Raw genomic sequence first — 21,486 nt, forward strand, 5'->3', positions numbered from 1 at the left:
GCGCCGGCCGACGCGCCGATCCGAACTGCGGCCTGTGGCCGGGGCGCTGACCCGAGGGGTCGGCGACAGCGGAGATAGACCGATGGCGGACGCTCTCCGGGCTGTCGCCGCCCAGGGCCGGCGCCCCGAGCCGCTCGGGCTCAGGAGGATCCGACGCCCAGCTCCCGGGCGATGAGCATGCGCTGGACCTCGGAGGTGCCCTCCCCGATCTCAAGGATCTTGCAGTCGCGCCAGAAGCGGGCGACCGGGAACTCGTTCATGAAGCCGTACCCGCCGTGGATCTGGGTCGCCTCGCGGGCGTTGTCGACGGCGGCCTCCGACGAGTACAGCTTGGCAATGGCGGCCTCCTTCTTGAACGGTTCGGCGTGCAGCAGCCGGGAAGCGGCATCCCGCCAGGCCAGGCGGGAGGTGTGGGCGCGCATCTCCATGTCGGCGAGCTTGAACTGGATGGCCTGGTTGGCGCCGATCGGCCGGCCGAAGGCCCGGCGCGTACCGGCGTAGATGACGGACTGGTCGACGCACCCCTGGGCCAGGCCGGTGGCCAGGGCTGCGATGGCGATGCGGCCCTCGTCGAGGATCCGCAAAAACTGGGCGTAGCCACGGCCGCGCTCGCCCAGCAGGTTGGCCGCGGGTACACGGCAGTCGGTAAAGGACAATTCACGGGTGTCGGATGCGTTCCACCCGACCTTCGAGTACTTCTTCGACACCTGGAACCCCGGGGTCCCGGTGGGCACGATGATGGAAGAGATTTCGCGCTGTGGCGAGGGGAATTCGCCCTCTTCACTCGAACGAGCGATCGGTTCGGTGAGCGCGGTGACCGTGACCAGCCCGGTGATCTCGGTGCCGGAGTTGGTGATGAAGCACTTCGTGCCGTTGATGACCCACTCGTCGGTGGCCTCGTCGTACCGGGCCGTGGTGCGGGTCGCCCCGGCGTCGGAGCCGCCCTCCGGCTCGGTCAGGCCGAAGGCCCCGAGGAGTTCACCGGACGTCAGCCGGGGCAGCCACTCCCGCTTCTGCTCCTCCGTGCCGAACCGGTGGATCGGCATGGCGCCGAGCGAGACCGCCGCCTCCAGGGTGATCGCGACCGAGGAGTCGACCCGGGCGAGCTCCTCCAGCGTGAGGCAGAGCGCGAAGTAGTCGCCGCCCATGCCCCCGTACTCCTCGGGGAACGGCAGGCCGAAGAGGCCCATCCGCCCCATCTCCCGCACGATCTCGTAGGGGAACTCGCCCTGCTCGTAGAACTCGCCGATCTTCGGAGCCACCACGTCCTGGGCGAACTCGGCGACGGTGCGCCGCAGTTCCTCGTACTCGCTGTTCAGCCGGTGGTCGAGCATGGTGATCCTCCTGAGGCCCGGCCGGGGTGGCCGCGGGCGTGATCGGGATGACCGGCGTCCGTCTGATGGTGTGACAGGCGCGCGGTGTGGTCGAGAGAGTGGATGTCGTACGGACGGTGGCGTCGGCCGGGCGGGTCCCGGACCGGCCGACGCGGGGTGGTCGAGCCGGGCCGGCGTCAGCCCCGGCCGGTGCCGAGCAGCGCCTGGACGGTGCGGGACGGACTCGGGCGGCCGAGCTGCCGGGCCATCCAGCCGCTGGTGGCGACCAGGGCGCGCAGATCGACGCCGGTCCGGATGCCCAGCCCGTGCAGCATCCAGACCAGGTCCTCGGTGGCCAGGTTGCCGGTCGCGCTCTTGGCGTACGGGCAGCCGCCCAGGCCGCCCGCCGAGGCGTCGACCGTGGTGATGCCGCCGCGCAGCGCGGCCAGCGTGTTGCTGAGTGCCTGGCCGTAGGTGTCGTGGAAGTGCACCGCGAGCCGGTCGGCGGGCACACCCGCCTCGGCGAAGCCCTCCAGAAGTGCGGTGACCTGCCCCGGGGTGGCCACGCCGATGGTGTCGCCGAGGCTCAGTTCGGTGCAGCCCATCTCCAGCAGCCGCACCCCGAAGCCGATCACCTGGGAGGCGGGCACCGGGCCCTCCCACGGGTCGCCGAAGCACATGGAGAGGTAGCCGCGGACCCGGATCCCGGCCCCGGCGGCCCGCTCCACCACCGGCTGGAACATGTCCATCGCCTCGTCGGCCGACCGGTTGAGGTTGCGGCGGGCGAAGGTCTCGGTGGCGCTGGCGAAGACCGCGATGTCGCCGGTGTGGTGGGCGAGCGCGCGGTCGAGCCCGCGCTCGTTGGGCACCAGCACCGGCAGCCGCAGACCGGGGTGACGGGCCGGCAGGTCGGCGAGCCGGGGGACGAGCTCCTCGGCGTCGGCGAGCTGCGGTACCCATTTCGGGTGAACGAAGCTGGTGGTTTCGACCGTGCGCAGTCCGGCGGCCGCGAGCCGGGTGATGAACTCGGCCTTGACCTCGACGGGGACCAGGGCGCTCTCGTTCTGCAGTCCGTCGCGCGGGCCGACCTCGTGGATCCGGACCTCCTCGGGCAGGCCCGGGGCGTGGACGGGGTCGGGCAGGCCCAGGTCGAGGGCGTCCGGCTCGTGCGCGGGGGAGGCGTCGGCGGTCATGCCCGCACCTCCGCCGGGGTCCCGGCCGCCGCACCGGCGAGTGCCTGGCCGGCCGGCCCGTCCTCCGCGGCCTCGTTCTCGGCGGGGACGACCACGGCCAGCAGCTCCTCCATCGCCACGGTGGCGCCTGCGGTGGCCCGCAGTTCGCTCACGACGCCGTCGTGCGGGGCCGTGATCACGTGTTCCATCTTCATGGCCTCCAGGACGAGCAGTGGCTGGCCGCGGTGGACCGTCTCGCCGGCCGCGGTCTTGACGACGGTGACGGTGCCGGGCATCGGGGCGGTCAGGGCGCCGTGGTGGGCGCCGGCGGCGGTGGAGTTCTCGCCGACGGAGTCGTACCCGTGGACGGGCCAGGCGTCGCCGTCGATCCCGAGCCAGGTCGCCGGGCCGGCGGCAGGGCCGGGTGCGTTGTCGGTGGCCTGTGCGAACGTCGTCTGCAGGCCGTCGACGGTGAGGTGCAGCCGGTCACCGGCCCGCGCGGCCCGGGCGCGGTGGACCGGGCCGGAACCGAGTCGGATTTCCATCTCAGGAGTGACGCCCGCGGGAATGTCAGTGGCCTCGGCTACGTTGCTCGCAGTGATCGGGCGAATGCTCACCGACACCGGGTCCTGGCCGGGGGCCCGGAGCCGATGGGTGGTCCAGGCGGCGTCACCGCCCATGCGCCAGCCGGAGGGAAGGGAGAACGGATCGGTCCAGCCGTCGGTGCCGGCGGCGGGAGTGAGGTCCAGCTGCCGTGTGAGCGCGGCCGCGTAGTAGAGGAGGTGAGCAGGGGTCGGTACTGCGGACGGCCGGGATCCGGAGGTCTCGGCGGAGTCCGCGGCGGGAGCCGCGTCGGCCGGGGAGTAGGGCGAGGCCAGCAGTGCGGGCTGCTGCTGCGCCGTCTGTTCCACGAGGCCGGTGTCGAGCCGGCCGGCGACGACCTCGGGGTGTGCGAGGAGTCGCCGCAGGAAGCCCGTGTTGGTGGTCACGCCGAGGATCCGGGTGTCGGCCAGCGCGGCGCGGAGTCGGCGCAGCGCGGTCGCGCGGTCGGGGCCGTACGCGATGACCTTGGCGAGCATGGGGTCGTAGGCGCTGGTGATGACGGTGCCCGTGGCCACGCCCGAGTCCACGCGAACGCCCTCGCCCCGGGGCTCGTCCAGCACCAGGATGCGTCCGCCGGTGGGGAGGAAGTCCCGTTCCGGGTCCTCGGCGCAGATACGGGCCTCGATGGCGTGGCCCAGAAAGGAGATGTCCGGCTGGGTGAAGGACAGGCGCTCGCCCGAGGCGATCCGCAGCTGCCACTCGACCAGGTCCAGCCGTCCCGGCCGGTCCTCGGCCGGGCCGGTGGCCGCCGAACCGCCCACCGTGATGGCGAGTTCGGTGACGGGGTGCTCCACCTGCAGGCGGGTGTTCATCTCCATGAAGAAGAAGTCCCGTACCCCCTCGGTGGGGGTGGGGGAGTCCGGGTCGATGCCGGGAACGATGAACTCGACGGTGCCGGCCCCGGTGTAGCCGCAGGACTCCGCGGCGCGGACGGCCGCAGCGCCCATGGCGGCGCGGGTCTCGGCATTGAGCAGAACGGAGGGTGCTTCTTCGATCAGCTTCTGGTGGCGGCGCTGCAGGCTGCACTCGCGCTCGCCGAGGTGGACGGTGGTGCCGTGGGCGTCGGCGAGCACCTGGACCTCGATGTGGCGGGGCCGGTCGATCCAGCGTTCCAGCAGCAGGGTGTCGTCGCCGAAGGCGGTGCGGGCGACCCGTCGGGCGGCGGCGATCTCGGTCGGCAGGTCGGACCGGTCCCGTACCAGGCGCATGCCCTTGCCGCCGCCGCCGGCGGACGGCTTGAGCAGCACCGGGTAGCCGATCTCGTCGGCGGCCGCGACGAGTTCGCCGTCGGTGGGCGCGGTGGCCCGGCTGCCCGGGACGACCGGGACGCCGGCGGCCCGGACCGCCTCCTTGGCGTTGATCTTGTCACCCATCAGCTCGACCGCGGAGGGAGGAGGACCGATGAAGACCAGGCCGGCGTCGGCGCAGGCGCGGGCGAAGGCGGCGTTCTCGGCGAGGAAGCCGTAACCGGGGTGGACGGCCTGGGCCCCGGTGCGGCGGGCGGCGGCGAGGATCTGGTCGGTCCGCAGGTAGGTCTCGGCGGCCGAGCTGTCACTGCGGTCGGCCGGTCCGAGCCGCACCGCGAGATCGGCCTCGCGGACGTGGGGCGCGTCGGCGTCCGCGTCGCTGAACACGGCGACCGAGCGCACGCCGAGCCGCCGCAGGGTGCGGATCACCCGGACGGCGATCTCGCCACGGTTGGCGACCAGAACTGTGTCGAACATGGGAGGCGTTTCCTCCGGGTCGAGGGGAGCCGTACGAAGGAGATGGCGGGAGGGAGCCGCAGCGCCGGGTGTGGTGGCGCGGCGGCGGAATGGAGGTCACATCCGGAAGACGCCGAACGGACCGGGCGGCGGGAGCGGGGAGTTGGCGCAGGCGGTGAGGGCCAGGCCGAGAACGGTGCGGGTGTCCATCGGGTCGATCACCCCGTCGTCCCAGAGCCGGGCGGTGGCGTAGTAGGCGTTGCCCTGATGCTCGTACTGTTCGCGGACGGGGCGCTTGAACGTCTCCTCCGCGTCGGCGGGCCACTCCTCGCCGCGCGCCTCGAACTGGTCGCGCCGAACGGTGGCCAGGACCGACGCCGCCTGCTCGCCGCCCATCACGGAGATCTTCGCGCCCGGCCACATCCACAGGAAGCGAGGTGAGTAGGCCCGGCCGCACATCGAGTAGTTGCCGGCTCCGTACGAGCCGCCGATCACCACCGTCAGCTTCGGTACGCGGGTGCAGGCGACGGCGTTGACCATCTTGGCGCCGTGCTTGGCGATGCCGCCCGCCTCGTACTGTCGGCCGACCATGAACCCGGTGATGTTCTGCAGAAAGAGGAGGGGGATGCCGCGCTGGTCGCACAACTCGATGAAGTGGGCGCCCTTGAGGGCGGATTCGGAGAACAGCACGCCGTTGTTGGCGACGATGCCGACGGGGTGGCCGTGGATCCGGGCGAAGCCGGTCACCAGGGTCGCGCCGTACTCGGCCTTGAACTCGGCGAACCGGCTGCCGTCGACCAGCCGGGCGATCACCTCGCGTACGTCGTAGGGCGTGCGCGGGTCGACGGGGACGGCTCCGTAGAGCCCGGCCGGGTCCACGGTGGGCGGTTCGGCCGGGGCGAGCGGCCATGGCCTGGCCGGGCGCGGACCGAGCCCGGCCACGATGGTGCGGACGATGGAGAGGGCGTGGGCGTCGTCCTCGGCCAGGTGGTCCGTCACGCCGGAGGTCCGGGAGTGGAGTTCGCCGCCGCCCAGTTCCTCGGCCGTGACCACCTCCCCGGTGGCGGCCTTCACCAGGGGCGGTCCGCCGAGGAAGATCGTGCCCTGGTTGCGGACGATGACGGCCTGGTCGCTCATCGCCGGCACGTACGCGCCGCCCGCCGTGCAGGAGCCGAGCACGGCGGCGATCTGCGGGATGCCGGCGGCCGAGAGCCGGGCCTGGTTGTAGAAGATCCGGCCGAAGTGGTCGCGGTCCGGGAAGACCTCGTCCTGCATCGGCAGGAAGGCGCCGCCGGAGTCCACCAGATAGACGCAGGGCAGACGGTTCTCCAGCGCGACCTCCTGGGCGCGCAGGTGCTTCTTGACCGTCATCGGGTAGTAGGTGCCGCCCTTGACGGTGGCGTCGTTGGCGACGACGACCACCTCGCGCCCGGCGACCCGGCCGATGCCCGCGATCAAGCCGGCCGCGGGCGCGGCTCCGTCGTACATCCCGTCGGCCGCCAGTGGGGCCAGTTCCAGGAAAGGCGAGGCGGGGTCGAGCAGGGTGTCCACCCGGTCGCGGGGGAGCAGCTTGCCGCGCGCGGTGTGGCGGTCCCGGGCCTTGGCTCCGCCGCCGAGGGCGGCCGCGCCGAGTTTCTCGCGCAGCTCGGCGACCAGGGCTCGGTGCGCTTCGGTGTTCGAGCGATAGGCCTCGGAGCCCGGGTCGACGGCGGTGCCGAGCCTGGGCGCGGGAGCGGTGGCTCCCGGTGGAACGGCTCCGGGTCCGGCGGTACCGGCCGCCCCGTTGCCATGGACGCCGGTCTGTGTACCGGCGGTTGAGATGACCATCCCAAGAGCTCCCTTGCCCTCGGCACCAGGTGGGCCGCAGGGCCAGGGTGTGCCCGCGACCCCCGCGTTAATGAGCGTTAACTCGTGCCGCCCAGGTTAACGGGCGATAACCGGACTGTCTACGATGGGCAGCATGCCGAACGTCCCAGCCACCTCAGCGCTCCCACGCCGTGACCAGATCCGCAAGGAGGCTGCCCGGCTGTTCGCCGCCCGGGGTTTCCTGGGGGTGGGCGTGGACGAGATCGGCAAAGCGGTCGGTATCAGCGGGCCCGGGCTCTACCGGCACTTCGCCGGCAAGGACGCGATGCTCGCCGACCTCCTGATCGGCATCAGCGAGCGCCTCCTGGAGGAGGGCCGCAGGCGTGCCGGCGGCGGTGCGGGTGGCGAGATCGATGCCGACGGCAGCGGCAATGGCAATGGCGATGGCAGCGGCAGCGAAGGCGCGGCCGCCGCGTTGGACGCGCTGATCGGCGGACACGTCGAGTTCGCGCTCGACGACCGCGACCTGATCACCCTGCACGACCGTGAGCTGCTGAACCTCAAGGAGGAGGACCGCCGGACGGTCCGCCGACTCCAGCGCGGCTACGTCGAACTCTGGGTGGACGTGGTCCGGCGGGCCTACCCGCCGCTGGCCGATCCCGGCGCCGAGCCGGTCGCGCGGGCGGCCGTGCACGCCGTTTTCGGCCTGATCAACTCGACCCCGCACAGCCTTGGCCCGAACCTCGCCCAGGGTGAGCGGGTCGGCCTCCAGCGCGACGACATGGCCTCCCTGCTGCGCCGACTGGCGCACGGCGCCTTCTCGGCGGCGGCCGACGCCGCGGCGTCCGCCCGGGGCTGAACCCGGGCCCGGGTTCAGCCCGTTCGGGGCGCGCCGGTCCGGTGTGCACCTGCCCGGTGCACGCCCGTCCGATGTGCACACGCCCCGGTGTGTACGCCCGCGCCCGAGTGCCCACGCGTAGCGGCCTCGGCGCGCGGGTCGGGTCCAGGTGCGGCCTAGGCCCAAAGGGGGTGGCCCGCTGCCTCGGAGGGCGGTGGGCGGTCGGCCTGCCGTCGTCCATGCTGGTAGCAGACGGCCGGGCGAGGTCCGGCCGGGAATCACCGCAGGTTGCGGGCTGTTGGCGGGTCAAGCGGGTCGGACACGTCGGCCTGCTCTGGCCTGAAACCCCATGGCGGCCACCCCACGGAATGGTTAGCATCCCTAAATATGCCTGAGACTCACGGATCTACGGTGGAGCTTTCCCCGGGCGGCACCCGAGCCGGTAACCGAGCTGGTACCCGGGGCACGCGGGGCAAGCAGGGCGGCACCGACGCGCCGGGTGACCGCACGTCCGGCCATGACACCCCGGGCGGCGGGAAGGACGCGTCGAGCGCGACACCGGCCCCCGGCGGTTCGGGCCACCCCGGCGGTTCGGGTTGGCTGCGGCGGCTGGTCGGCTACTGCTGGCGGTCGCGACGCAGCGTCCTGCTGGCCTTTGGGGCCTCACTGGTCGGCATGGCCGTCACCTCGCTGGTGCCCCTGGCCACCAAGGTGATCATCGACGACGTCATCACCCGGCACACCCGCTCGCTGGCGCCCTGGGCCGTCGCGCTGCTGCTGGCCGCCGTCCTGGTGTTCGCCTGCACCCAGGTGCGCCGCTACTACGGCGGACGGCTCGCCCTCGACGTCCAGCACGACATGCGCAGCGACCTCTTCCGCTCGCTCGGGCGGCTCGACGGCCACCGGCAGGACCGACTGGACACCGGGCAGGTGGTCGGCCGTGCCACGTCCGACCTCCAGCTGATCAACGGCCTGCTCTCGATGCTGCCGATGATGACCGGCTACCTGCTGATGTTCGTCATGTCGCTGGCCGTGATGATCTGGCTATCGCCGCCGCTCACCCTGATCGCCCTGGTGATGGGCCCGGCACTCTGGTGGATCTCGGTACTCAGCCGCAAGCGGCTGTTCCCCGCCACCTGGGCCGCCCAGCAGGAGGCGGCGGCCGTCGCGGGCGTCGTCGACGGAGCGGTCGGCGGCGTGCGGGTGGTCAAGGGCTTCGGCCAGGAGGCCCAGGAGCTGGACAAGCTGGAGACCGCCTCCCGCAACCTCTTCGCGGCCCGGCTGCGCTCCATCCGGCTCAACAGCCGTTACAACCCGGCGATGCAGGCGATCCCGGCGATCGCCCAGGTCGCCGTGCTGGCCTTCGGCGGCTGGCTGGCGGTCGACGGCCAGGTCTCGCTCGGCACCTTCGTCGCCTTCTCCACCTACGTGGCGCAGATGACCGGGCCGGTGCGGATGCTGACCATGGTCATCACGGTCGGGCAGCAGGCCAGGGCCGGGGTGGAGCGGGTGCTCCAGCTGATCGACGAACGCCCGCTGGTGCAGGAGCGTCCGGATGCGGTCGGCCTCGACCTGACCCGGGACGTCACCGACCCCGAGCACCCCGCCGAACCGCACCCCGCCGAACCGCGCCGCGCCGCGCCGCACCCCGCCCCGCCGCACGCCGCGAGGCCGCACCTCGCGAGGCCGCACTCTGCCAAGGGGCCCGCGGAGCGGGAGCCGGTCGGCCCGCGCACACCCGACGTGGCGCTGGAGTTCGACCGGGTCGAGTTCCGCTACGACTCCGACCACCCGGCGCCCGTCCTGCACGGGCTCAGCCTGAAACTCGCCCCCGGCGAGACGCTGGCCCTGGTCGGCGCGTCCGGTTCCGGCAAGTCGACGGTGGCGCAGCTGGTCCCCCGGTTCTACGATCCGGCGGCAGGCACGGTCCGCCTCTACGGCCACGACCTGCGTGATCTCACCCTCGACTCGGTCCGGGCGGCGGTCGGTATCGTCCCCGAGGAGAGCTTCCTGTTCTCCGAGACGGTCCGCACCAACATCGCGTACGGTCGGCCGGACGCCACCGACGAGCAGATCGTGGCCGCCGCCCGGGCGGCGCAGGCGGACGAGTTCGTCCGGCGGCTGCCCGACGGTTACGAGACCAAGGTCGGCGAGCAGGGCCTCACCCTCTCGGGCGGCCAGCGCCAGCGCATCGCCCTGGCCCGGGCGATCCTCACCGATCCGCGCATCCTGCTGCTGGACGACGCCACCTCGGCGGTCGATCCGCAGATCGAGGCGGAGATCCACGACGCCCTGCGCTCGGTCATGCGCGGCCGCACGACCCTGCTGATCGCCCACCGCCGCTCCACCCTCCAGCTCGCCGACCGGATCGCCGTCCTGGACCGCGGCCGACTGGTGGACCTCGGCACGCACGAGGAACTCGACGCCCGATGTCCCAGGTACCGGGCGCTGATCTCCGACCCCGAGGCCGGCCGGACCACGCCGCCGGCCATCTCCGAACGCCCGGCGGCACCAGAGGCGCCCGGAGCACCTGAGGGCCTCGAAACCCCCGAAGCCACCGCCCCGGCCGCAGGCACACAGACCGCCCCGGCCGGCCCAGCCCCTGCTCCGGTCCAGACCCCCGCCACCCCCGCCCTGGCCAAGGCGGCCCGCAGTGCCTCGCCCGATCTCCTCGCCAAGGTCGCGGACCTCCCGCCGGCCACCGACACCCCGGCGATCTCCCGCGCCGAGGCCGAGGCCGGTGACCCCGACTTCACCCTCCGCCGGATGCTGCGCCCCTTCCGCCGTCCACTCGCCCTCGCCCTGTTCCTGGTCGCCCTGGACGCGGCCGCCGGGCTGGTGCTGCCGATCCTGATCCGGCACGGCATCGACGAAGGCGTCAGCCGGGCCATGATGTCCGGCGTGGCCGTCGCCGCCCTCGCCGCGCTGGTGATCGTCCTGCTGGACTGGCTGGTGCAGAGCGCCGAGAGCCAGGTCAGCGGTCGCACCGGCGAGCGGGTTCTCTACAGCCTCCGGCTCAAGATCTTCGCCCACCTCAACCGGCTGGGCCTGGACTACTACGAGCGCGAGCTGTCCGGCCGGATCATGACCCGGATGACCACCGACCTGGACTCGCTCACCTCGTTCCTGCAGACCGGGGTGGTCACGGCGGTGGTCAGTCTGCTGACCTTCGCCGGTATCTTCGCCGCGCTGCTGATCATCGACCCGGGGCTGGCCCTGGTGGTGTTCGCCGTGCTGCCGCTGCTGGTGGTGGCGACGCTGGTGTTCCGCAAGAAGTCCAAGGCCCAGTACGAGATCTCCCGGGACCTGATCAGCACGGTCAACGCGGATCTCCAGGAGAACGTCGCCGGGATGCGGATCGTCCAGGCCTTCCGCCGCCTGGACGCCAACACCGACCGCTTCGTCGCCCGGGGCTCCGCCTACCGTGAGGCCAGGGTCCGGGCCCAGCTGTACATATCGCTGTACTTCCCGTTCGTGCAGTTCCTCTCCAGCGTCGCCGGGGCGCTGGTGCTGATCGTGGGTGCGTCGCGGGTCGACTCGGGCACCCTCACGGTGGGTGCGCTGGTCGCCTACCTGCTCTACATCGACCTGTTCTTCGCGCCGGTCAACCAGCTCTCACAGGTCTTCGACGGCTACCAGCAGGCGGCCGTCGGTCTGGGCCGGATCCGCGAACTGCTGCGCACCCCGACCACCACCGCCGAGGCCGCCGACCCGGTACCGGTCACCGGCGGGCTCCGCGGCGATATCGACTTCGAGGGCGTCGGCTTCGCCTACAACGGTGGTGCGGCCGGCTCCCCCGAGGTGCTCTCCGGCGTGGACCTGCACATACCCGCCGGTCAGACGGTGGCGCTGGTCGGCGAGACGGGCGCCGGCAAGTCGACGCTGGTCAAGCTGGTCGCCCGGTTCTACGACGCGACGGCGGGCACCGTCCGGGTGGACGGCGTCGACCTCACCCGGTACGACCTCGCGCAGTACCGCCACCGGCTCGGCGTCGTGCCGCAGGAGGCGTACCTGTTCGCCGGTACGGTGCGCGAGGCGATCGCGTACGGCCGGCCCGCGGCCTCGGCGGCCGAGGTGGAGGCGGCGGCCAGGGCGGTCGGCGCGCACGACATGATCGTCCGGTTGCCGGGCGGCTACGACCACGAGGTCGCCGGTCGGGGGCGGAACCTCTCGGCGGGCCAGCGCCAGCTGATCGCGCTGGCCCGGGCCGAGCTGGTCGATCCGGACATCCTGCTCCTGGACGAGGCCACCGCGGCACTCGACCTGGCCACCGAGGCGGCGGTCAACCACGCTGCGGACCGGCTCAGCGGTGGTCGTACGACCCTGGTCATCGCCCATCGCCTCACCACCGCCGAACGCGCCGACCGGGTCGTCGTCCTGGACCACGGCAGGGTGGTCGAGGACGGTACGCACAGCGAACTGCTGGCCCGGGGCGGCGTGTACGCACGGCTCTGGCAGGCGTTCATCGCCGACGGTCACCCGGCGCCCGAGGCCGGCCCCGGAGCGGTGGCCGAACCCGTGGTCGGGTAGGCCCGGGCCCGGGTAGGCCGCCCTGACCGGGCCCTGGCCGGGCGTGATCGGCGGAAGCCGGAACAGCCCTTCCGGGCCCGTTCGCAAGCCCGGTCCGGGCCGGGGAAACGACGGCGCCGCAGGAAGCACGTGGCGACCGGGCGGCCTCAGGCGGCGATCAGCGAGGCCAGCAGCCCGGACGCGTCGATCCCGCGCGGCAGGTCGCTCACCTGCCCGTCGCCGACCTCGACCACCCGCCAGCCGGAGCCGTCGGCCCGGCCGGCGAGGTCGGTGGTGACGAAGCGGCAGCCGAGTGCCCGTACCAGCGGCCGCACCCCGGTGAGATCCGGTTCGACGGGGTGGTCCGGCGCGTCCGGGTGCGGTCCGACCAGCACGGGTTCGCCGTCCAGCCACCAGACCCGGGCCTCGACCGCCCGCCGCTCCCCGTTGTCCCCGCCCGCGCCTCCGGCCCGCTCGAACTCCTCGTACCGCCGCAGCACCACCCCGCCGGCCAGGAACTCGCCCTGGAGTTCGACGAAACGCGCCACCACCCGTCCGACGGCCGGCAGGTCCGCCAGATCGGGGATGTAACAGGCCTCGTCCCACTCGTGCTTGCGGGATTTCACATAGTCCTTGACGATGGCCGGGCCGCTCCCGCCGAGCCGTTCGACGGCGGCCGCCAGCTCCGCGGGCCCCGGCGCCGGAACCCCGCCCGCCGCGGCCGCCGTCGGAACCGGCACCGGGATCCAGACACTCGGCGGTGTGGCCCCCTCGAACACTCCGTACCAGCCGGGCAGTTCGTGCGCCATGGCGTAACCGGCCGCGCTGGTCAGCAGGTTGGCGCCACGGCCGCCCAACTCCCGGGCGAGGGCCGTGTAGTGGGCGGAGGGGACCATCCACCCCCGGTACCAGAGCGGTCCGCAGCCCCGGGGCACCCGCCGAACCGCCTCCCCGAGGTTCCCGGCGAGCAGCGCGTCAAGGTCGACGAGGTGGTGCTTGCCGCCCAACTCCCTGAGCAGCCGGGCCTCCCGGACGAAGTGCGGGTCGGGTCGGAGCGGGTTGAGCGGGTCGGCCGGGAAGAGGACCGCGGGTACGCGCATGGGCGCCAGGGTAAGGCCACCGTCCGTCGGAGACACCGTGTCCCGCCAACGCCGCCTCCCGCCGCGGCCGATGTCCTCCCGGTCGGCAGCGCGGCCCGGGCAATCCGCTCGACGCCCCCGGTCCGCGCTGGGAGAGTGACCCGATGCGAAATCTGCTGCGACACCCGAAGCGGGCCCCGAAGCGGATCCCGAGGCAGGCGGCCAGGACGGTGGTGCTGGACGGGAACGGCTCGGTCTTCCTGCTCCGCTCCGACAACGTCGAGGTCGGCGTGCACTGGACGATGCCGGGCGGCGGTCTGGAGGCGGGGGAGACCCCGTGGACCGGCGCGCGCCGGGAGCTCTGGGAGGAGACCGGCTGGACCGATCTCGAACCCGGCCCGCTGCTCTGCACCTGGGAGCACGACTTCACCTGGCACGGCACGCCCGTTCGCCAGCACGAGCACATCTACCTCACCAGCGGGCCGCACCGGGGCCCGGTCGGCGACGTGAGCGCGGTGCACGCCGCCGACAAGATCCTCGACTGGCGCTGGTGGACCCCGGCCGACCTCGCCGACGAGCACGCCGACGCCCTCTGGCCGCCCCGGCTTCCGGAGCTGCTGTCGGCGGTCCGGGAGAGCTGGATCACCGGTCGGCGCGCACCGGTCTCCGTCGACCTCGGCTACATCCCGAACGGCCCGACGCCGTAGCGAGCCCGACGTCGCAGTGGGCCCGGCGCGTTCCGGTGCGGTGTTACCGCCCGCCGCGCCGGCCCGGCCCGGAGCCGGCGCGCCAGTCGTGCAGGTCGAGCTCCCGGTCGTGCAGCGCGCCGGGGCTGATCAGCACCGACAGCCGGGCGTCGGCCAGCTCGTCGTAGCCGAGGCCGGTGGTGGTCAGCAGCTGTTCGGTCGGTACCGAGACGGCGATGGCGGGCCGCCAGTCGGGCAGCACGACCAGGCAGGTGCCGGGACCGATCCTGATCAGGTCAGCGGTCACCCGGACCGGCTGCCGCTCCTCAGGACGGCCGACGGCCTCGGGGAGGTTCGGGGTACCGCCGATCAGGATGCCGAGCGGTGTCTCGACACCGGGCCCGGCATCGGCCACCCGGGCGGCCCCGCCACCGGGCGGATCGGCGGCAGCGGGAACGGCCTCGACCGCCACCGCCTTCCCGTGCGCGGCCTCCGTCATGGCGGCCTCCGCCCGGGGATGCATCCGGCGCAGCCGCCGGGAGGGTGCGGGACGCCTGGACAGGGCGGTGCGCAACTCCTCCTGGGCGGCCCGCAGCACCGGGACGGCCCGTTCGGAGGCCGGCTCCGCCGGGCGCTGGAGCCGGACGAAGCCCTCGTCACGGTCACCGGCGCCGAGGGCGGCGCCACCCTCGGCCAGCAGCGCATGGACCTCCGCGACGGGCCGTCGGCAGGCGGCGGCGAGCTCGGAGAGCGACCGCCCCTGCGCGTACGCCGACCGCAGCCGCTCGGCCAGGCCCGCGCGGAGCCGGGCGGCCGTCTGGTCGCCCTCGCCACCCGCACCGGAACCACCCGTACCGGTGCCGCCGGCACCCGAGCCGCCGGCACCATGACCCGCACCGGCACCCGCACCCGCACCGGCACCCGCACCGCCTCGCGGCCGCGGCACCGAGCCGTCGCGCCCGGCGCCCAGCGCGCCGCCGCTTGTCCCTGCCGCACCCGTCGCGCCGGTCCCGGCGGCCGCCCCCGGGTCGGCGGCCGACACGATGGAGCAGCGTCCGGCGGCGGGCACGGCCGAGGACCGCTCCCCGTCCGCGGGCTCGCGCTCGGGCAGACCGCGCGGAAGCACATCAGGCGCGGGCAGGCCGGATGAAGTCGGGTCGGTTGCGGTCTGGTCGAGCGTGGTCATCGGCACGAGCCCTTCGGGGTACGGTCCCGACGATCCTCCCGCACCCCGGGACCAGCTCCAAGCGCCCGTGTTCCGGTTGTGTGCGACGCCACCGTGCCGCCCGCCCCTTCCGTCCCGTCCGTCACCTCGGAGCGGTGGAAATCAGGCGCCGGGCGCGACGAAGCCCTTGAGGTCGGCCAGCACCGCGTTGGCCGCGGTGACGCCGAGCCCGAGGAACCACGTCTCGTCCGAGACCGGCCGCGCCTGGCCGGACTTGACCGCGCCGAGGGTCTTCCAGAGCGCGCCGCCGAGCACCGCGTCCTGGTTGGTGGAGCTGGGCGAGCCGTAGACGCCGTAGAAGATCCAGTCGGCGTCGGCCTGGTCGATCTGCTCGGGGCTGATCTCGACCGCAAGCTCCTTGACCTGCTCGATCCGGGGCTGCGGCAGCGGCACGTCGGTGAGGATGGTGCCGATGAAGGACAGCTCCGCGTACAGCCGGGTCCTGCCCGGCATGAAGCGCAGCGGCGTGATGGTGGGCCGCTTGTCGCCGAGCTCGGCACCGATCGCGGTGGCCGCGCTCCGGTACGCGTCGAGCTGCGCCCCGGCCTCCGCCTCCAGGCCGAACGGGCTCGCGTTGAGCTGGAAGTTCTGCTTCCACGGGTAGCCGGGGCGCAGCGAGAAGACGGTCGGCGCGATCTTGGAGAGCTGGGCGTACTGGTCCTGGGCGCGCAGCTGGCTGCCGAGGATCAGGTCGGGCTTGAGCGCGGCGATGGCCTCCAGGTTGAGGCTGTTGATGGTGCCGACGCCGGCCGGGTTGCCGGCCGTGTCCTTGAGGTAGGACGGCATGGTCTTGGAGCCGTCGGTGTGGACGACGCCGACCGGCTGGATACCCAGCGAGACCACGTTGTCGAGCTCACCGGTGTCCAGCACCACGACCCGGACGGGCTTGGCCGGGATGACGGTCTCGCCCATGGCGTGCTTGATGGTGCGCGGGTAGACGCCGGGCGCGGCGTCGGTGCCGAAGCCCTTCATCTTCTCGATCACGCCGGCGTAGTCGTCGCCGCCCTGCTTGACCGACTTCTGGTTCGGCGACGAGCCGGACGAGGCCTGCGTCGAGCCTCCCGGTCCGGCCGGTCCGCCGGACCCGCCGCAGGCGCTGAGCAGCCCGCCGAGACCGAGGACGGCACCGCCGGTGAGGCCCGCGGCGAGGAACCTCCGCCGGGAGGGGGTGCGGCCGGCCGGGGGCCGGTCGGCGGAGGTCCGGCTGACGAGGGTCAGGTCGGCGGGGTGGGGGGCCACGCGACGCTCCTTCGCGATCGGGGTTAGGTGAGGCAAACCTATCCCAGCTGTGCGAAAGGGGTGGAAGGGCCGCTTTCGGCCGAGGGGTAAAACGTCTCAAAGCATGACATAAGGAATAAATCAACTTGACGCCAACCCTTCGAAACAAAGGTACACCGGTTAACAAGCCGTTAATATATCGCCTATCGTTCCCGCGATGCGAAGGAATCGAAGTGAGTGGCTTAGATCACCAGGGGTTGGCCTACACAACCTTCACTGCTCCCACCTAGGGTGCGCTGGTGTTTGATCAGCAGCTCTCAGAGCACGGAAGCAGCGGACGGGCAACGGCGCCCGTCGCTCCGCAGGGTGCCCCGGTCAGTGGCACCAGTGGTGGCGTTCCCGAGCAGGGTGCGGCGGGGGCAACGGGGGACAAGGGTCTACAGGGCAACTCGGTCGGCCTGTTGGGCAGCGTGGTCCTGGGCGTCTCCACAGTCGCCCCGGTCTACTGCCTGACCGCGACACTGGGGCCGACCGTCACGGCCGTCGGCGTGCAGATGCCTGCGGTCTTCCTGGCCGGCTTCCTGCCGATGCTGCTGGTCGCGTTCGCGTACAAGGAGCTCAACAAGGACTTCCCGGACTGCGGCACGTCCTTCACCTGGACGGTCAAGGCCTTCGGCCCCCGGATCGGCTGGATGGCGGGCTGGGGCCTGACGGTCGCCACCATCATCGTGCTCTCCAACCTGGCCGGGGTGGCGACCAACTTCCTCTACCTGATGCTCGGCGAGATGACCGGCAGCAGTTGGGTGACGGAGCTGGACCAGAACAAGGCCGTCCATCTGCTCACGGTGGTCCTGCTGATCGCCGGCGCCACCGCGATGAGCTACCGGGGCATGACGGCCACCAAGTGGTTCCAGTACAGCCTGGTCGGCCTCCAACTCGCGGTGCTGCTGCTCTTCTCCGGCATCGCCATCAGCAAGGCCGTCTCCGGCGACCTGCCGCACTCGATCGGCTTCTCGGCGTCCTGGCTCAACCCGCTCCAGGTGAGCTCGTTCAGCGCTTTCACCGCCGGCCTGTCGCTCTCGATCTTCATGTACTGGGGCTGGGACACCTGCCTCACCATGAACGAGGAGACCCTCGGCAGTGCCAAGACCCCGGGCCGGGCCGCGATGATCTCCATGGTCACGCTGGTCGGCTCGTACCTGCTGGTCGCGATCGCCGCCCAGATGTTCGCGGGCGTCGGCACCACCGGCACCGGCCTGGGCAACCCTGCCACCGCCGACAACGTCTTCTCCGCGCTGGCCCGGCCGGTGCTCGGCTCGCCGTGGAGCATCCTGCTCTTCCTGGCGGTCGTCGCCAGCGCCGCCGCCAGCCTGCAGACCACCTTCATCCCGGTGGCCCGCACCCTGCTCGCGATGAGCGCCTACCGGGCCGTGCCGCCGCGCTTCGGCGCGGTCCACCCGCGCTTCCGCACCCCCGGCTACGCCACCGTGGCGGCCGGCATCGCCACCGCCGTCTTCTACGTCGGCATGAGCCTGATCAGCGAGAACGTCGTTCAGGACACCATCCTGGCCCTCGGTCTGATGATCTGCTTCTACTACGCGCTGACCGCCTTCGCCTGTGTCTGGTACTTCCGCGGCTCGCTCCGCGGCAGCCTGCGCGACCTGCTGGTCAAGGGCGTCGCCCCGCTCCTCGGCGGTGCACTGCTCAGCGCGGTCTTCGTGCAGACCCTCACCGACGCGTGGAACCCGGACTACGGCAGCGGAGCCGTCTTCGGCATCGGCTCGGTGTTCGTCATCGGCGTCGGCATCCTGCTGCTCGGCGCCGTCCTGATGACCTGGTACGGCAAGCTGCGGCCGGAGTTCTTCCGCGGCGAGACGCTGCGCAAGGACACCCCCGCGCTGATCGTGGAGGACTGACGCTATCCTCGGGAGCATGAAGAGCTTCGCGGGTCTGTGCTGGTGGCCGTCCTAGGACGGCCACCAGCACACACCTGACCAGGGCCGTCCGGGATGGACGGCCCTGCTGCGTTTCCCGCGGGACGGGCCCGCACCCCGGACGGCCACCACCACCGCCGCACCGAGGAGCCACCGCATGACCGTCACCGGTCCCGCCGCCGAACGCCCCGCCGACCCCGCCGACCGCCCTGCCGAAGGCCCCGGCACCGACCTCGCCGAGCAGGTGCGCCGCGACCCGGCCGCCCACCGCGTCCTCACCGGGGACCGGCCGACCGGCCCACTCCACCTCGGCCACTACTTCGGCACCCTGCAGAACCGGGTCCGTCTCCAGCGCCTCGGCGTCGAGATGTTCGTCGTGGTCGCCGACTACCAGGTCATCACCGACCGCGACATCGCCGACCGGCTCGCCGAGCACTCCGAGAACCTCGTCCTCGACTACCTCGCCGCCGGCCTCGACCCCGACCGCGCCACGATCTTCGCCCACAGCGCCGTGCCGGCCCTCAACCAGCTGCTGCTGCCCTTCCTCAGCCTGGTCAGCGTCGCCGAACTCGGCCGCAACCCCACCGTCAAGGACGAGATCGCCCACTCCAGCCAGGCCGCCGTGAACGGCCTGATGTTCACCTATCCCGTCCACCAGGCCGCCGACATCCTCTTCTGCAAGGCGAACCTCGTCCCCGTCGGCCAGGACCAGCTGCCCCACCTCGAAGTCGCCCGCACCGTCGCCCGCCGCTTCAACGAGCGCTACCCGCACCCGGACGGCACCGGCGTCTTCCCCCGCCCCGAGGCCCTGCTCTCCGCCGCCCCGCTGCTGCTCGGCACCGACGGAGGCAAGATGAGCAAGAGCCGCGGCAACGCCGTCTCGCTCTCCGCCGACGAGGACACCACCGCCCGCCTGATCCGGGGCGCCAGGACCGACACCGAACGCCGGATCAGCTACGACCCGGCCGGCCGCCCCGAGGTCTCCAGCCTCGTCCTGCTCGCCGCGCTCTGCCAGGACCGGGCCCCGGAGCAGATCGCCGAGGAGCTCGGCGACGGCGGCGGCGCCGCGCTCAAGCGCACGGTGACCGAGTCCGTCAACGAGTACCTCCGCCCGATCCGCGCCCGCCGCACCGAGTTCGCCGCCGACCGCGGCTACATCCGGCAGGTGCTGCGCGACGGCGCCGAGCGGGCCAACGCCGTCGCCGACGCCACGCTCGCCGAGGTCAGGGCCGTGATGGGGTCAGTCTGAAGGCAGCGGGGCATACCTTCTCCGGGCCGTCCGCGGGACGGCCCGGAGACCGCCTCCGCTCCGCGCACCACCCACCCCCCCGCACACCTTCCCGGAAGGAACCCGGCCATGGACCAGCACCCGACCACGCCCGGCCGAGGGCTGACCCGCCCGCCGCACCTCCGCCCCGGGGACCACGTCGTCGTGGTCGCCCCCAGCAGCCCGATCGACCCGCAGCGGCTCACCGCCGGATGCGCGATCCTGCGCTCCTGGGGGCTGAGGGTCACCGTCGCCCCGCACGTCCTCGACACCCATCCCGTCCTCGGCCACCTCGCCGGTACCGATGCCGACCGGGCCGCCGACCTCCAGGCCGCCTGGCTCGACCCCACGGTCGACGCCGTCATCTGCGCCCGGGGCGGCTACGGAGTCCACCGCATGGTCGACCTGCTCGACTGGCGGGCCATGCGGGCCGTACCGCCCAAGCCGCTGGTCGGGTTCAGCGACGCCACCTCCCTGCACGAGGCCTTCGCCCAGCGGCTCGGCATCGCCACCCTGTACGGCCCGATGGGCGCGGCCGCCTCCTTCACCACCGACGGCCCCACCGCCGAACACCTGCGCCGGACCCTCTTCGAACCCACGGCCACCACCGTGCTCACCTCGTCCACCGCGACCGCCCTCGTCCCGGGCCGCGCCCGGGGCATCACGGCGGGCGGCTGCGCCTCCGTCCTCGCCGCCGAACGCGGCACCCCCGCCGCCCGCCCGTCCTTCGCCGGCTGCGTCCTGGTCCTGGAGGACGTCAACGAGCAGCCCTACCAACTCGACCGGATCCTCACCCAGCTGCTCCGCTCCGGCGCACTCGACGGAGCCACCGGCATCGCCCTCGGCTCCTGGGACGGCTGCGGACGGCCGGAACGGGTCAAGGCCGTCATGCTCGACCGCCTCGGCCCGCTCGGGATACCCGTGCTCTGGGAGCTGGGCTTCGGCCACAGCCCGTCCACCCTGACCGTCCCGCTCGGCGTCCCGGCCCTGCTCGACGCCGACTCCGGCACCCTCACCCTGGAACTGCCCGCCCTCGACGCACGGTGAGAACGGGCGGAAACGGTGAGTAGGGTGCGCCCATGAACGAGGACAGCCTCACCACCCTCGCCCTCGGTTTCCTTCGGGGTCCGGGCAGCAGCGCTCGTACGATCCTCGGACTGGCCGGCCCGCCCGGTGCCGGCAAGTCCACCCTCGCCCGGTATCTGATCGCCGAGGTCGAACGTGTCGAGGGCCCCGGCAGCGCCGCCTACCTTCCGCTCGACGGCTTCCACCTCTCCGCCGCCCAGCTCGACCGGCTCGGCCTGAGCCACCGCAAGGGCGCGCCCGCCACCTTCGACGCCCACGGCTACGTCGCGCTGCTTCGCCGGGTCGCCGCCGAGCGCTTCCAGGACATCTACGTCCCCGACTTCGACCGGGACCTCGACGAACCGGTGGCCGCCCGCCACGTCGTCCCGCCGCACGCGCGCCTCGTCATCACCGAGGGCAACTACCTCGCCGCCACCGAGCACCCCTGGCCCGAGGCCCGGCGGCTGCTCCGCGAGCTCTGGTACGTGGACACCGACGACGCCGTCCGCGAGCAGCGTCTGCTCGGCCGCCACCGCGCCGGTGGCCGGGACGAGGCCGTGGCCCGGCACTGGGTCACCAGCAACGACCACCCCAACGGCGAGTACGTGAAGGCCGGCCGCGCGCTCTGCACCCGGATCGTCCAAGGCGCCGATTTGCCTGTCGCCCCGGATGGGCGTAGTGTTCTCTAGTCGCTCGACAGGGAGCACCGGACACGCATCGGCGCGGACGGTCCCGGGGCGGCCAATCCACGAAACACCACTTCCCGGTTCTGTCGGGTCGCGTCTGCTTTTCGGGTCGCGGCTCGGGGTGAATTTGGCGTGCGCGTTTATATGGATTGTGGCTGGATTCGCTTTTCGGAGCGGGGATCGGCTAGAGTTTGGAACGTCGGACGGGCCGTCAGGTCGCGGAAGACAGCAGTGAGTTGGGTGAGTGAAACTCCGGAAAGCGGGGCGGAAAGCATCTGATAAGCTGAGAACACGAAAGAACGAAGCGCCCGGAGGGCCCGCTGGAAGGCGGCCTGAAGGAAGTGTCCGTTCCTTGAGAACTCAACAGCGTGCCAAAAGTCAA

At 72.6% G+C, this 21,486-nt stretch carries 14 protein-coding genes; 7 read left to right on the forward strand and 7 right to left on the reverse strand.

The annotated features are described in order from the left end of the window. Nucleotides 1-140 precede the first annotated feature (140 nt). The 4 genes from ACIO5D_RS20715 to ACIO5D_RS20730 all read right to left on the reverse strand — a co-directional run bounded on the left by ACIO5D_RS20715 (nucleotide 141) and on the right by ACIO5D_RS20730 (nucleotide 6,618). Complete coding sequence (locus ACIO5D_RS20715; protein ID WP_363606779.1) at nucleotides 141-1,334, reverse strand: acyl-CoA dehydrogenase family protein; 1,194 nt, start codon at nucleotides 1,332-1,334, stop codon at nucleotides 141-143. 176 nt (nucleotides 1,335-1,510) lie between these two features. Next, nucleotides 1,511-2,506, reverse strand: a complete 996-nt coding sequence (locus tag ACIO5D_RS20720; RefSeq protein ID WP_400796872.1) for a hydroxymethylglutaryl-CoA lyase — start codon at nucleotides 2,504-2,506, stop codon at nucleotides 1,511-1,513. Further along, nucleotides 2,503-4,812 carry a biotin carboxylase N-terminal domain-containing protein gene (locus ACIO5D_RS20725; RefSeq protein WP_400796875.1) on the reverse strand — a complete coding sequence of 770 codons (2,310 nt, stop codon included), beginning with the start codon at nucleotides 4,810-4,812 and terminating at the stop codon, nucleotides 2,503-2,505. The genes ACIO5D_RS20720 and ACIO5D_RS20725 overlap by 4 nt, the downstream gene beginning before the upstream one ends. Before the next feature lie 96 nt (nucleotides 4,813-4,908). Next, nucleotides 4,909-6,618 carry a carboxyl transferase domain-containing protein gene (locus tag ACIO5D_RS20730; RefSeq protein WP_400796878.1) on the reverse strand — a complete coding sequence of 570 codons (1,710 nt, stop codon included), beginning with the start codon at nucleotides 6,616-6,618 and terminating at the stop codon, nucleotides 4,909-4,911. A 133-nt stretch (nucleotides 6,619-6,751) separates the two neighbouring features. Between ACIO5D_RS20730 and ACIO5D_RS20735 the strand changes: the two genes are divergently transcribed. Together ACIO5D_RS20735 and ACIO5D_RS20740 are read left to right on the forward strand one after the other, a co-directional pair. Continuing rightward, the gene (locus tag ACIO5D_RS20735; protein WP_400796881.1) at nucleotides 6,752-7,456 is read left to right on the forward strand and encodes a TetR/AcrR family transcriptional regulator; all 705 of its coding nucleotides are present in this window, start codon (nucleotides 6,752-6,754) and stop codon (nucleotides 7,454-7,456) included. 579 nt (nucleotides 7,457-8,035) lie between these two features. Then, nucleotides 8,036-11,965 (forward strand): ABC transporter ATP-binding protein, encoded by a 3,930-nt coding sequence (locus tag ACIO5D_RS20740; protein WP_400796900.1) that lies wholly within the window; start codon nucleotides 8,036-8,038, stop codon nucleotides 11,963-11,965. A 146-nt stretch (nucleotides 11,966-12,111) separates the two neighbouring features. On the opposite strand, the gene ACIO5D_RS20745 is transcribed toward ACIO5D_RS20740, so the two are convergent. Then, entirely contained in the window at nucleotides 12,112-13,044 is a 933-nt protein-coding gene (locus tag ACIO5D_RS20745; RefSeq protein WP_400796884.1) for an ATP-grasp domain-containing protein, read from the reverse strand. Between the two features lie 143 nt (nucleotides 13,045-13,187). On the opposite strand from ACIO5D_RS20745, the gene ACIO5D_RS20750 reads away from it, so the two are divergent. Further along, on the forward strand, nucleotides 13,188-13,730 hold the full coding sequence (locus ACIO5D_RS20750) for an NUDIX hydrolase (protein ID WP_400759277.1): 543 nt from the start codon (nucleotides 13,188-13,190) through the stop codon (nucleotides 13,728-13,730). 43 nt (nucleotides 13,731-13,773) lie between these two features. Here the strand turns inward: ACIO5D_RS20750 and ACIO5D_RS20755 are convergent, their stop codons facing one another. Further along, the gene (locus tag ACIO5D_RS20755) at nucleotides 13,774-14,895 is read right to left on the reverse strand and encodes a hypothetical protein (RefSeq protein ID WP_400796887.1); all 1,122 of its coding nucleotides are present in this window, start codon (nucleotides 14,893-14,895) and stop codon (nucleotides 13,774-13,776) included. Nucleotides 14,896-15,036: 141 nt separating this feature from the next. Continuing rightward, on the reverse strand, nucleotides 15,037-16,152 hold the full coding sequence (locus ACIO5D_RS20760) for an ABC transporter substrate-binding protein (protein ID WP_400655778.1): 1,116 nt from the start codon (nucleotides 16,150-16,152) through the stop codon (nucleotides 15,037-15,039). 458 nt (nucleotides 16,153-16,610) lie between these two features. Between ACIO5D_RS20760 and ACIO5D_RS20765 the strand changes: the two genes are divergently transcribed. The 4 genes from ACIO5D_RS20765 to ACIO5D_RS20780 all read left to right on the forward strand — a co-directional run bounded on the left by ACIO5D_RS20765 (nucleotide 16,611) and on the right by ACIO5D_RS20780 (nucleotide 21,107). Further along, on the forward strand, nucleotides 16,611-18,068 hold the full coding sequence (locus tag ACIO5D_RS20765; RefSeq protein ID WP_400655780.1) for an APC family permease: 1,458 nt from the start codon (nucleotides 16,611-16,613) through the stop codon (nucleotides 18,066-18,068). Nucleotides 18,069-18,243: 175 nt separating this feature from the next. Next, entirely contained in the window at nucleotides 18,244-19,335 is a 1,092-nt protein-coding gene (trpS, locus tag ACIO5D_RS20770) for a tryptophan--tRNA ligase (RefSeq protein ID WP_363606789.1), read from the forward strand. Between the two features lie 108 nt (nucleotides 19,336-19,443). Next, a complete protein-coding gene (locus ACIO5D_RS20775; RefSeq protein WP_400796890.1) occupies nucleotides 19,444-20,400 on the forward strand; it encodes an LD-carboxypeptidase in 957 nt (318 codons plus the stop codon). Nucleotides 20,401-20,432: 32 nt separating this feature from the next. Next, the gene (locus ACIO5D_RS20780; RefSeq protein WP_363606792.1) at nucleotides 20,433-21,107 is read left to right on the forward strand and encodes a nucleoside/nucleotide kinase family protein; all 675 of its coding nucleotides are present in this window, start codon (nucleotides 20,433-20,435) and stop codon (nucleotides 21,105-21,107) included. The last annotated feature ends 379 nt before the right edge of the window (nucleotides 21,108-21,486 follow it).

The sequence above is a fragment of the Kitasatospora sp. NPDC087315 genome, from assembly GCF_044744345.1.
Taxonomy (GTDB): domain Bacteria; phylum Actinomycetota; class Actinomycetes; order Streptomycetales; family Streptomycetaceae; genus Kitasatospora.

Coding starts and splice junctions, on each gene's coding strand:
- ACIO5D_RS20715 (WP_363606779.1), bottom strand. CDS start 1,334: ATGCTCGACCACCGGCTGAACAGCGAGTACGAGGAACTGCGGCGCACC.
- ACIO5D_RS20720 (WP_400796872.1), bottom strand. CDS start 2,506: ATGACCGCCGACGCCTCCCCCGCGCACGAGCCGGACGCCCTCGACCTG.
- ACIO5D_RS20725 (WP_400796875.1), bottom strand. CDS start 4,812: ATGTTCGACACAGTTCTGGTCGCCAACCGTGGCGAGATCGCCGTCCGG.
- ACIO5D_RS20730 (WP_400796878.1), bottom strand. CDS start 6,618: ATGGTCATCTCAACCGCCGGTACACAGACCGGCGTCCATGGCAACGGG.
- ACIO5D_RS20735 (WP_400796881.1), top strand. CDS start 6,752: ATGCCGAACGTCCCAGCCACCTCAGCGCTCCCACGCCGTGACCAGATC.
- ACIO5D_RS20745 (WP_400796884.1), bottom strand. CDS start 13,044: ATGCGCGTACCCGCGGTCCTCTTCCCGGCCGACCCGCTCAACCCGCTC.
- ACIO5D_RS20750 (WP_400759277.1), top strand. CDS start 13,188: ATGCGAAATCTGCTGCGACACCCGAAGCGGGCCCCGAAGCGGATCCCG.
- ACIO5D_RS20755 (WP_400796887.1), bottom strand. CDS start 14,895: ATGACCACGCTCGACCAGACCGCAACCGACCCGACTTCATCCGGCCTG.
- trpS (WP_363606789.1), top strand. CDS start 18,244: ATGACCGTCACCGGTCCCGCCGCCGAACGCCCCGCCGACCCCGCCGAC.
- ACIO5D_RS20775 (WP_400796890.1), top strand. CDS start 19,444: ATGGACCAGCACCCGACCACGCCCGGCCGAGGGCTGACCCGCCCGCCG.
- ACIO5D_RS20780 (WP_363606792.1), top strand. CDS start 20,433: ATGAACGAGGACAGCCTCACCACCCTCGCCCTCGGTTTCCTTCGGGGT.